The 11147-nt window shown below is 65.4% G+C and carries 11 protein-coding genes; 7 read left to right on the plus strand and 4 right to left on the minus strand.

Features of this window, described 5'->3' with window-relative positions:
• The coding region (locus VNN77_14825; GenBank protein HXG52667.1) for an FIST N-terminal domain-containing protein at positions 1 to 809 on the plus strand (809 nt) is incomplete at its 5' end.
• A 171-nt stretch (positions 810 to 980) separates the two neighbouring features.
• On the opposite strand, the gene VNN77_14830 is transcribed toward VNN77_14825, so the two are convergent.
• On the minus strand, positions 981 to 2804 hold the full coding sequence (locus tag VNN77_14830) for a VWA domain-containing protein (GenBank protein ID HXG52668.1): 1824 nt from the start codon (positions 2802 to 2804) through the stop codon (positions 981 to 983).
• Positions 2805 to 2930: 126 nt separating this feature from the next.
• On the opposite strand from VNN77_14830, the gene VNN77_14835 reads away from it, so the two are divergent.
• The 3 genes from VNN77_14835 to VNN77_14845 all read left to right on the plus strand — a co-directional run bounded on the left by VNN77_14835 (position 2931) and on the right by VNN77_14845 (position 5646).
• Positions 2931 to 4049, plus strand: a complete 1119-nt coding sequence (locus VNN77_14835; GenBank protein ID HXG52669.1) for an FAD-dependent oxidoreductase — start codon at positions 2931 to 2933, stop codon at positions 4047 to 4049.
• Between the two features lie 20 nt (positions 4050 to 4069).
• Entirely contained in the window at positions 4070 to 5194 is a 1125-nt protein-coding gene (locus tag VNN77_14840; GenBank protein HXG52670.1) for a cupin domain-containing protein, read from the plus strand.
• A 65-nt stretch (positions 5195 to 5259) separates the two neighbouring features.
• On the plus strand, positions 5260 to 5646 hold the full coding sequence (locus VNN77_14845; GenBank protein HXG52671.1) for a type IV pilin protein: 387 nt from the start codon (positions 5260 to 5262) through the stop codon (positions 5644 to 5646).
• Positions 5647 to 5660: 14 nt separating this feature from the next.
• On the opposite strand, the gene corA is transcribed toward VNN77_14845, so the two are convergent.
• The 3 genes from corA to VNN77_14860 all read right to left on the minus strand — a co-directional run bounded on the left by corA (position 5661) and on the right by VNN77_14860 (position 8812).
• Positions 5661 to 6626, minus strand: coding sequence for a magnesium/cobalt transporter CorA (gene corA, locus VNN77_14850; protein ID HXG52672.1), 966 nt, complete (start codon positions 6624 to 6626; stop codon positions 5661 to 5663).
• 31 nt (positions 6627 to 6657) lie between these two features.
• Entirely contained in the window at positions 6658 to 7389 is a 732-nt protein-coding gene (locus VNN77_14855; GenBank protein ID HXG52673.1) for an SDR family NAD(P)-dependent oxidoreductase, read from the minus strand.
• 106 nt (positions 7390 to 7495) lie between these two features.
• Entirely contained in the window at positions 7496 to 8812 is a 1317-nt protein-coding gene (locus VNN77_14860) for an Npt1/Npt2 family nucleotide transporter (GenBank protein ID HXG52674.1), read from the minus strand.
• A gap of 181 nt (positions 8813 to 8993) precedes the next feature.
• Between VNN77_14860 and VNN77_14865 the strand changes: the two genes are divergently transcribed.
• From VNN77_14865 to VNN77_14875, 3 genes are all read left to right on the plus strand, one after another.
• On the plus strand, positions 8994 to 9971 hold the full coding sequence (locus VNN77_14865) for an ABC transporter substrate-binding protein (GenBank protein ID HXG52675.1): 978 nt from the start codon (positions 8994 to 8996) through the stop codon (positions 9969 to 9971).
• Between the two features lie 51 nt (positions 9972 to 10022).
• Positions 10023 to 10484, plus strand: a complete 462-nt coding sequence (locus VNN77_14870; GenBank protein HXG52676.1) for a VOC family protein — start codon at positions 10023 to 10025, stop codon at positions 10482 to 10484.
• Between the two features lie 117 nt (positions 10485 to 10601).
• Positions 10602 to 10979, plus strand: coding sequence for a hypothetical protein (locus tag VNN77_14875; protein ID HXG52677.1), 378 nt, complete (start codon positions 10602 to 10604; stop codon positions 10977 to 10979).
• Positions 10980 to 11147 lie beyond the last annotated feature (168 nt).

The raw sequence follows: 11147 nt of genomic DNA on the forward strand, positions 1-11147 counted from the left end.
GCCGCCTCTCCCTGCTGTTCCCGGACACCTACAACGGCCAGCCGCGCCGGCTGCTCGACGCCGTGCTGCGAGAGGCCGGCCACTACCCGGTCATCGGAGCCGGCTCGTCCGAGAACGGGACGCAGGGCGCCACTTACCAGATGAGCGGCGATCTCGTCTTGAGCAACTCGGTTTCGGGATTGCATCTCTGGGGCGGGTTCAACGTGCACGTCGACGTCACGCAGGGATGCCAGCCGATCACGAAGCCGATGACGATCACCAGGAGCCTGCAGAACGTCATCTTCGAGATCGACCGGCGGCCCGCGTTCCAGGTATTCACCGGGCTGCTCAAAGGCCCCCTGCTCGAGGACCTGCGGCGCGCGCTGGCTTACGTGTTCGTGGGCCTTCCTCCGTCGCGGGAACGCGGTGAGATCGAGCAGGGGCGTTATCTTGTGCGGAACATCGTCGGGCTCGACCCCGCCCGCGGAACGGTGGCCATCGCCGAGACCCCCAGGGAAGGCGACACGATCGTCTTCGCGCTGCGCGACGGACCGCGAGCCCGAGAGGACCTGATCCAGATGCTCGACCGGCAGGCCGCGCGGCTGGACTGCAAGCGCCCCGCGTTCGGCTTTTATTTCAACTGCTGCGCCCGGGGCGCCTCGCTTTACGGCTTTCCCGGAATCGACACCGCTTACATTCAGCGCCGCTTCGGCGACTTTCCGCTCGTGGGGATGTTCGGCGGCTACGAGCTGGCGCCGCTCGGTGCCGCCAATCACCTCTTCGCCTATACCGGCGTGCTGGCGCTGGTGACGGAGCAAGACGCCTCGTAAGCGCGGCCGGCAAGGCCCGAACTCGATCCCGCAGCGCGGCGGCGGTCCGATCGTTCAAGCTACCAAAATTCGATCCAAAAACCGGGAAGCGGAGGAACTTTTGTTATGTCGGCAGCAGCCGGGCCTCGGCAGATGTGCGCCCGGCGGTCCAACCGTTGATGAAATCAGGACCTAGCGGCCGATCCGTTTGCGCTTGTTGGCGATGTAGTCGACCATGATGTAAGTCCCGATCTGATCGGGCGAGGTGTAGAAAACCCGCCCGGTGTTCAGACGGGAGAGCTGGTCGACGAAACCCTGGCGGTAAAAATCCGTGCCGAGCATGAAGGTGTTGATCTTGATGCCACTCTGGGTGCAGCGCTTGACCTCCTTGAGCGTCTCCCGGACGATGCGGCCGTGGAGCATCGCCGATCCCCAGCCGCTGTGAAGCCGGCCGCCCCGGTCGAGGTTCGCCGCCGTCGGCTCGCCGTCGGTGATCAGAATGATCTGCCGGTTGGCGGCGCGGTGCGGGCCGAGGAGCTGGCGCGCGAAGCGCAGCGCCTCCTTGATGTCGGTGCCGTGCTCCATGAAGTAGGTGAGCGATACGATGGACGGGAGATCCTCGGCGCGGATGAGCTTGGCGTTGGAGCGGAACGCCACCAGATGGAGCGTGTCCTGCGGGTACTTGGTCTCGATCAGGCGATGGAGCGCGAGCGCCACCTTCTTGCCCGCGTGAAGCGCGTCGTTCATCAGCATCGAGTAGCTCACGTCGATCAACAGCACCGTCTCGCTGGTCGTCGAGTACTCCACCCGGTGGACGGCGAAGTCCTCGGGGCCGATCCTGAGCGGGATGCCGCGCTTGCCGCTTTCGAGCGAGTTCATCAGGGTCTCGCCGATGTTCACGTGGAGCGGGTCGCCGAACTCGTAGCGTTTCGTCTGCTCGATTCGGTCGCCGAGGAAGCCGCGCAGCCCCGTCGGGTGATCGCCCCAGCGGTTCTTGTTGAGCATCTGGAAGATCTCGCGCAGCGCCTTGTCGCCGATCTTGCGCATGCCCTTCGGGGTGAGGCGCAGACCGTAGTTCGTCCGGACGATGTAGCCTTCGTCCTCGAGTCGCTGCTCGACTTCCTTCAGGTACTTGAGGTTCTCGTAGGCCTCTTCGCCGAGCAGCCTGCGGATCTCTTCGAGATCGAGGTCCGAAGGGTCGCCCATCCCGCGCTGACCCCATCGAAGGAAGCGCTCCAGGCCGCGCAGCTGTCCCAGGATCTGCCCGGCTTCGCCCATTCCCATCCGCTGCGTTCCCTGGAACGGATACTGGTTGAGAAGCTGCTCCAGCTGGTGCATCTGGTTGAGCATGTCGCTCAGCTGTCCCAGCTGCTCCTGGGTCAGCGAGTCGAGATTCTCGAGCATGGCGTCGAGGTCCTCGACCGCGGCGTCGAGCAGGTTGGGCAGGTTCTGCAGGAAGTTCTCGTCTTCGAGCAGCTTGCTCAGCCGGTCGAGCATCTCCATCAGCGCCTGGGGGTCCTGGCCCGCGAGGTTTCCCGGGCGCCGCATGCTGCGCTCGGCGATCTGGTTCTGCAGCCGCTGGCGCAGCTCCTGGTAGCGCCGGTAGGCTTCCTGCATCTTGCGCGCCAGCTCGTTCATGTCGGCGGCATAGCGGCCGCTCAGGCGCTCCATGAAGTTTTTCATCTTTTCATGGTAGGCCTCGAGCTTCTCCGCGAGGCTGTTGAGCTTGTCGCTCAACGCGCGGGCCTCCTCGGGAGAGAGCTTGAACGAATCGGGGGAATACCTGTTGAGGAGCTCGCGCCGCTTCTCCTCGGCCTGGCGCAAGAAGTCCCTCAGGCCCCGAACCGAGCGCTGTCCGTCCTCCGACGTGAAGCCGCGCCGCATCAAGTCGCGCAGAGCGCGGCGGATGCCTTCCTCTTCGAGGAGATTGTCCGACAGGTGCTTGAGGAGATCTTCGGTGGTCGGAAAGCGGATTTCCTGCGTACCATCCCACTGGGTGTACCGATGGATCCGCATGGGGCGACTATAGCGCAGTTCGAGATCAAAAAAAACTCTCGCGGCCAACCCTTCCAACCCGTCTTGCGGCCGGTCGGTTCGAGGAGCCGGCTGGCCCAACGGAGCCGAATGGGTTATGAATAGCGTATGAGGTCTTGGGAGCACGTCGTGATCGGTGCGGGGTTTGCCGGCGCCGCGACAGCTTACCATCTCGCCCGCAGCGGCGCGGGCGGCGTGCTGGTCGTCGAGCAGGAGCCGGTTCCAGGCTTCCATGCCTCGGGTCGCAACGCCGCGATGATACGGCAGTGTGTCCCGGACGAGGCCCTGCAACCGCTTGCCCGCGACGGCGCCGCCTTCTTGCGGGCGCTGCCGCCCGATTGGCAGGTGCCGGTCGGTTTCAAGCGCAACGGCTCGTTGTTGCTGGCCAGCGGCGACGGGGTGGAAAGGCTTCGGCGCGACACGGAGGTGGGCCGGCGTCTGGGCATCGAGGTCGAATTCTGGACGCCGGAGCAGGCCAGGCGCCGGGTGCCCGTCCTGGAAGGAGCCGAGTTCGACGGGGCAGCCTGGTGCGCCACCGACGGGGTCGTGGACATTCACGCGCTGCTCACGGGGTACTTGAAGGGTGCGGCCGCCCGCGGTGTCGAGATTCGCTACGGTTGCGCGGTCCGCTCAATCAGGCGCGCGGCCGGGGGATTCGAGGTCGCGACGGGAGAGGAGGTGGTCCGCGCCCGGACGATCATCAACGCCGCCGGGGCCTGGGCCAACGCCGTGGCGCGCATGGCCGGGGCAGCCGAGCTTCCGCTGCGGGCCTGCCGTCGCCACCTTTTCGTATCCGGTCCGCTCTCCTGGGTGGACTCGGGGTGGCCCTTCGTGTGGGACGTCAGCCATGACTTTTATTTTCGGCCCGAAGGCGAGGGACTGTTGTTGTGCGCCTGTGATCAGGACGAGTTCCCGCCCGGAGATCCGCCGGTCGACCCTGCGGTAGGCGAGGCGCTCGCCGAGAAAATCGCTCGTTGCGTCCCGCGGCTGGCGAGAGTGTCGATCCAGCGGTGCTGGGCGGGCCTCAGGACGTTGAGCGGCGACGGGAAGTTTGTTATTGGTTGGGACCCGCGGCTCGAGGGCTTTTTCTGGGTGGCCGGGCTCGGCGGCCACGGCGTGACCACAAGCGCTGCGGTCGGGGCTTTGGCGGCGAGACTGGTTCGCGGGGGCGAGACGGAGCCGAGCTTCTCGCCTGCGCGCTTTGATGCCTGGAGATCGGGAGCTTAGCGGCGACGCGTGGAGGGCCTATGAGGAGATTGAACGAAGCGGCGGCGTACGCTCCGAAAAGTCCCTACGAAATCTATCAGGAATGGGAGGGAATCCCGGTCTACAAGGGGTTCATCGTCGAGGACCTGCTGTCGGTGCAGCTCGGCGATTGGGAGCGCAGCGGAGGCAAGGCGGCATTCGTCAACCAGGACGGCGCGGGCGGCACCTGCGATCTCCTCGTCGAGGAGATCCCTCCCGGCGGGCAGCTCAAGCCTCTGCGCCACCTGTACGAGAAAGCGATCTTCGTTCTCCAGGGCCAGGGTGCGACCACGATCTGGAACGAGGGCGGGAAAAAACACACTCTGGAGTGGCAGAAAGGCAGCCTCTTCGCAATTCCGCTCAACGCCTGGCACCAGCATTTCAACGCGCAGGGCGGGGAGCCCGTACGCATGATCTCCCTGACCGACGCGCCGGTGGTCATCAACCGTTACCGTAATCTCGATTACATTTTCGAAAATCCCTTTGTTTTCTCCGACCGGTACAGCGGCGGCGCGGACGAATGGGGCAAGGGAGGGCGCTACCTCCCCGACGTCAAGAAGGGGCGGGCGTGGGAGTCGAACTTCATCGCCGATCTCTGGTCGTTTCAGCCCAAGGATTACAAGGAACGAGGCGGCGAGAACCGCACCTCGCTGTTCCATTTCGTCGACAACACCATGAGCGCTCATCTCTCCGAGTTTCCGCCGGGGAAGTACAAAAAAGCGCACCGCCATGGCGCGGGCGCGCACATCGTGATCCTCACCGGATCGGGCTATTCGTTCCTCTGGGAAGAAGGACAGGACCAGAGAAAAAAAAGAGTTTCTTGGGGGCCCATGAGCATGTTCACGCCCCCGCTGCAGTGGTGGCACCAGCACTTCAATCCCGGTCCGGAACCGGCCCGCTATCTGGCGCTCAAGCCCTGGGGCTTCAAGTTCAAGATCGAGGATCTGAAAGACACCGGAGAAGACGTCAAGAAGGGGGGCGCACAAATCGAATACGAGGACCAGGATCCCGCCATCCACAGGATCTTCCTGGAAGAGTGCCGCAAGCGCGGGGCCGAGGCCAGAATGCCGACGTTCGGATCTCGGAGCCCGGGCGAAGAGACCGCCCGGGCCGGGACCGCAACGTGAACCGGGGTTCTCTGCTGGCCATGCCAAACTGGTTGTGATATAAAAGTAATTTCGGCAGGGGCCAGATGAAGCTTCCCCTTTTTCGCCCGCAAGGGGCGCGCCGCTGCGACCACGGCTTCACCTTGATCGAGCTTCTGGTGGTGGTGGCGATCATCGCATTGCTGGCCGCGGTCGCCATACCGCAGTTCATGGCCTACAGAAGCCGTGCGGTGGATACGGAGATGAAAAACGACCTCAAGAACGCGGCCATCGCGATGGAGAGCTACTACGCGGAATACCGTACGTATCCGTCCACGGTCGCGGCGATCCAGGCGGTCGGTTTTCGTCAGACCGACGGGGTTTCCCTGACGATTACGATCACGACGCCGACCTCCTACACGCTGACGGCGAGCAAGTCCAACGGCTCGCAGGCGAGCTTCACCTACGACAGCTCCACCGGACTGATCAACTAGGGCTCTGCCCGCCGCTACAGCCACTTCGCCTGTTTGAAGCGGTAGAACAGGTAAAGATCGATCACCGCCATCGCGAGCAGCGACAAGGGGTAGCCGTAGACCCAGCCCAGCTCCGGCATGTGCTGAAAATTCATCCCGTAGACTCCCGCGATCATCGTGGGGACCGCCACCAGAGCGCCGTAGGCGGCGAAGCGCTTGGTCACCTCGTTCTCCTGCATCGTGATCAACGAAAGGTTGACCGACATCGCCGTGGTCGCCATATCGCGCAACCCGTCGTTCGATTGATTGAGGCGGGTCAGGTGGTCGTAGATGTCGCGGAAATAATCCTGCAGGCCGGCGCAGATCTGCGGGACGCGACCCCCGAAAAGGCGGCTGGTCGCCTCGAGCAGCGGCTCGGTGGCGTGGCGGACGACGTTCAGCTTGCGCTTGAGCTCGTAGATCTGCTCGATCGTGGCGCGGCTGGATTGATTGGAAAAAATCCCGTCCTCGATCGTCTCCAGCTCGCTCTCGAGCGCGTCGAGAATCGGAAAGTAGCCGTCGACGACCGCGTCCATGAGCGCGTAGAGCACATAGCCGGGGCCGTGGCGCAACAGCTCGGGTTCCTTCTCGCAGCGCGCGCGCACGTCCGCGAAACCCCGCGCCGCCTGGCGGCGGACCGAAAGCACGTAGTTGCGCCCGGCGAAAATGTCGATCTCGCCCACGAGCAGCTCGGCTCCCGCCCGTTCGATCATGTGCAGCACGACGAAGAGCGAATCGCCGTACTCTTCGATCTTGGGCCGCTGGTGGCCGTGCTTGGCGTCTTCGACGGCGAGCTCCGGGAGCCCGAAAACCGCCTGCAGGGTTTCCAGCTCGCCGTTTTCCGGGTCCTTGAGCGCGATCCAGACGAAGGTCTCCGGCCGCGCGAGATAGTCCGGGACCTCGGCGACCGGAATGTCGGCGAGCTTTCTTCCTCCCTCGTACGCGGCGCAGTTGACGATCACCGCGGCCCCCGGGCAAACGTACCGCGAGGGCCTACCTCGGGGTTCTGAGAAAGAACGTCTGGCCGGTGACGAAGCGGGTGGCGTCGGAAAGCAGGTAGCGGATCAGGCCGTTGATCTCTTCCTTCGTGGTGAGGCCGTTCATGAGCGGGGGGACCTCCTGCCGTTTCTTGAACTCCTCGGGCGTCGAGCCGGCCCGGGACATCGGTGTGTCGGTGGCTCCCGGGCAGATGCAGTTGACGGTGACGCCGTGGGGCGCGAGCTCCATCGCGAGCGACTTGGTCAGGGCGATGACGCCGGCCTTGGACGCGGCGTAGTGCGCAGCGCGCGCCTGTCCCGCCACCCCGCGTCCCGAGGCGATGCTGATGATGCGGCCGGCGCGCCGCGCGATCATGTGTCGGGCGGCCGCCTGGGAGCACAGAAAAGCCCCCTTGAGGTTGATCCTCAGGACCCGATCCCATTCCTCCTCCGGCATATCGACGACCGGCACGCGCGTCATGACGCCCGCCCCGTTGAGCAGATAGTCGATCCGCCCGTACCGCCGAAGGGTTTCGGCCGTCATTCTCGCAACGCTCTCCTTGTCGCCGACGTCCACGCGGACCGCGAAAGCCTCGCCTCCCGCGCCGCGGATCTCGGCCGCGATCCTCTCCGCGGCCTCTTCCGCGTAGTCCGCAACCGCGACTTGCAGGCCCGCACCGCCGAGATCCTTGCAAACCGCCGATCCGATGCCGCCGGCCCCCCCGGTGACGATAATGACCCCTTCCATAATCGATCTCTCCCGCGATGGGTTCCTTGTGCCGTGTGGCGGACGCTATCATCGCCGCAAACCAGCGTCAATGGGAACGCCGCCGATTTCCCGTGGAAAAAGCGGTTCAGCGAATGCCTTTGCCGAGTTCGGTCGTGCACGGGCACTGCTCGGGAAAGCGCTCGCAGTCGACGTCGACCGCTCCGGCTGGTTTGAACTCGGCGCGCAGGGCCCGCGTCACGGCGAGCCAGACCGCCACGGTCGCCAGGGTGAGCCAGCTCATCCAGCGCGTGTCGAGGGGCATCGTGAGGACTCCGTCCGGAACGGCCTGTTTGAGCCAGACGAGAATGATCAGCGCGCCGCCCGCTTCGGCGACTCGAGCGCCGACGCCGTCCACCGCCAGCTTGACGGCGGAGCGTTCGGCGGAATCGACCGGAAGAAAAGCCTGTTCCCAGATCGATCGGTGAATCGAGGACCTGATCCCTCCCTCGGTGACTTTCAAGACCGATCGGCTGATCGCGGTGGCGGCCGCGGTCACGAACGTCGCGCCGCCGATCAGCGCCAGCGGCAGCACCATCAAGCCGCCGCGCAGGCCGATACGATCCTGGATTTTCGGAGTGGCGAACAGCTGAAGCAAGAGGGAGCCGAGGTTCAGCATGATGTAGAAGTTCGCGAAGAACCCGGTATTGCCCCTCGGCCCCAGCGCGGCGGCCGCTGCGGCGGCGTAGAACTGGAAATCGATCAGCAGCCCGGCGAGCGCTCCGGTCATCGAGATCAACAGCAGGGTGAGGGAATACTTGCTCCGCAGCGGGCCGAGAAAGCCGCTTTTGCTATCGACCGGCCCTTTGCGGGACGCGCTCGGGGGAAATCTCCGGTGCGTGCGCACCACCAGCGCGATAACCCCGACCACAAGCGCGGCTCCGGCGAAAACCAGCCATTTCGGATCGAGATGAGGAGCGAGCGCCTTCGAAATCAGGCCGCCAAGCATGCCCCCGGCAAGGCTCGAGGCTCCCATGTTGCTGAAGGCGCGCGCGGCGGCGCGCCTGTCGGTCGTCTCGAAGATGTCGGCGGCGAGGAGCCAGAGGCTCGCGAACAAGGGCCCGAAGGCCGCCGGGATGAGCATGAAGACAGCGAGGGTGAGCGGGCGACTGCCCGGCTGCAACCACGGCGCCGCGCCCGCCATCGCGGCCGCCGCAAGCAGCAAGAGGCCGATGCGCGCCCGCCGCGCGCCCCAGAGCTTCATCGCTTGTACGAAGATTATGGCGAGCGGGAGCGACGCGGCGGCGATGTTTATGTAGATCAGCGGCAGCTGCAGGAGTCCCGATGTGCCCTGGAAAAAAAGGGCGTCACGGCCGGTCTTGGCGATGATGAAGGCCGCGGTCAGCAGGCCGAGGCTCGATGCGGGCAAGAGGGTTTTGAGACGCTGCTCGCTGCGATCGATCATACGGGCGGTCGCCGGTCCTTTGGCCGCCATCCTAGCAGAAATCGCGGCGCCCGGGGTAGGTGCACGCGGCGGCGGTGGTGGGCTCGCCTTGACTGGGACTTTCGCCCCGACTAGTGTGGGGCTGCATCCGGGCCGGCGCGACATGGGGCTGCGGCCGGAAATCCTTTCTCGAGGGGCGGCCATGAGAACGTTACGGTGCGCGATCTACGCTTGCCTGGTTTCGCTGGGGCTTTTCTTCCCGGTCTCTCCCGGGGCGGCGGACGAGCAAAGGATCACGTTCGGCCTCACCAATCGCAGCGGCAGCGTCGCCCTCCCGCACGTGGTGGCCGAAGAGAAAGGGTTCTTCAAGGCTGAGGGGCTCAACGTGTCGCTGATCGTGATGCAGAACCAGGTCGTGGTGAACGCGCTGGCGGCGAAAAACATCGATTACGGCGGGACCTTCAGCAACATGGTCGGCGCGGCTCTTTCGGGATTGCCGATCCGCATCGTGGCGGTGGTGATGGAGGGAGGGGAGCATGTCCTGGTGACCCACGCGGATATCAAGAGGGTCGAGGATCTGAAGGGAAAGATCGTCGGCATCAGCAGCTTCGGCGGCGCGCCCCACATGCAGGTGACGATGATCCTGCGGAAGTACGGCCTCAACCCGGAGAAGGACGTCACGTTCCTGCAGATCGGCGGGACGCCGAGCCGCTACGCAGCGCTGGAAAGCGGCTCGGTGCAGGCCGTGATGCTGCAGCCGCCCTTCAACAAGATGGCGCAAAAGAGGGGCTTCCGCGAGATCATCGCCTTCAACGAGATCCTGAAAGTCCCGCTCGGCGGCGTCGCCGTGCACCGCGACCGGATCAGGGAAAAGCCCGACGAGATCGTCAGGCTCATCCGGGCGATCCTGAAGGGTATCGACTACATCCACACGCACAAGGACGACATCCTCCGGATCATGGAAAAGAGCTGGGGGATCAAGGATCGGGAGATCCGCGAGCAAGTGTACCGGGACGCGCTCCCGATCTACGCCCGAAACGGCACGGTCCCGGACGATCTCATGCGCCAGGTCGTGCAGATGATCCAGGGGACGCGGAAGACCAGCCGGGAGGTGCCCCTTTCCGACATCGTCGAGTGGCGTTTCGCCAGGCAGGCCGCGGCGGAGCTCTCCAGGAAGTAGCCGCGGGGTGGCCCGCCGCGGGACCGGAGCGAGCACGGACGAGACCATCGCATGATCGAGGGCGCCCGCTACGTTCACACGAACCTCATCGCGCGCGACTGGAAAGCGCTGGCGCATTTCTACGAGACGCAGTTCGGTTGCGTCGTCGTTCCGCCCGAGCGGGACTATTCCGGGCCCGAGCTGGAGGCCGGAACCGGGGTGCCGCAGGCATCGCTCCGCGGAGCCCATCTGCGCCTGCCGGGACACGGGCCGAACGGGCCGACCCTGGAGATCTTTACCTACTCGCGCCTCGTGGAGAGGCCGGAGCCGGCGGTGAATCGCCCGGGCTTCGGCCACATCGCGTTCGAGGTCGCCTCGGTCGCGGATGCCAGGGCTGCAGTTCTCGCCGCGGGAGGCAGGGCGATCGGTGAGGTGGTTTCGCTATGCACCGCGTCGGGAGCCACGGTCACCTGGTGTTACGTCACGGACCCTGAGGGCAACGTCATCGAATTGCAATCGTGGCGCCGGGCGTGAACCTGCCGGGCCTCGTGTCCAGTCTCTTGCCCTCGGGTCTTGTGTCCGGGGCCGAAGGTCCCGAGCAGGCGACAGGCTTCGGAGCCAGGCGGCCGGCCCTGCGGAGAGCGTGGAAACTTGAAGAACCGCGTTCCGGTAGTCCGCGCAGGCTGGTTTTTCTTCGCCGCGGCGTGGCTGTGCAGCGGCTGCGCGCCGGAGGCACGAAGCGCTTCTCCCGAGAGGGTAAGGGTTTACAGGTATGCCGGCGCCGTGCAATGCGGTTCCGGCGGGGTTGCGCCGGAAGTCATGGCCGAGACGCTGGCGAAGAACGGGGTCTCGGTGCTCTCCTTCTCGTGCGCCCATGACGGGCGCGGGCGGATCGCCGTGTGCGGCGCCGAAACCGGATTGATCAACGTCTACGAGATCGACGGCCGGGATCTGGGAAAAGCGCTCGCCCTGGGATTTTCGGAGCTGCGCGAGCTGCCCGACCAGCGCAGTGTTCCCTGCCACCGTTGACCCGCGCTCACCGAACGCCGAAGCGGCCGGCCCGGAGAGGGAACGGCCCTCCCTCTCCGGCGGCCGCGCGCGGTACGTCATTGCTTGCGGGGTGGTGGGGAGCCTTCGGAAGCGTTCCCGGCCTCCGGTGAAGAGCGGCGGGACTTCTTTCCGGCGGGCGAGTCGGAC

The organism is Candidatus Zixiibacteriota bacterium (assembly GCA_035574315.1).
In the GTDB taxonomy this organism is placed as follows: domain Bacteria; phylum Desulfobacterota; class Binatia; order UBA9968; family UBA9968; genus DATLYW01.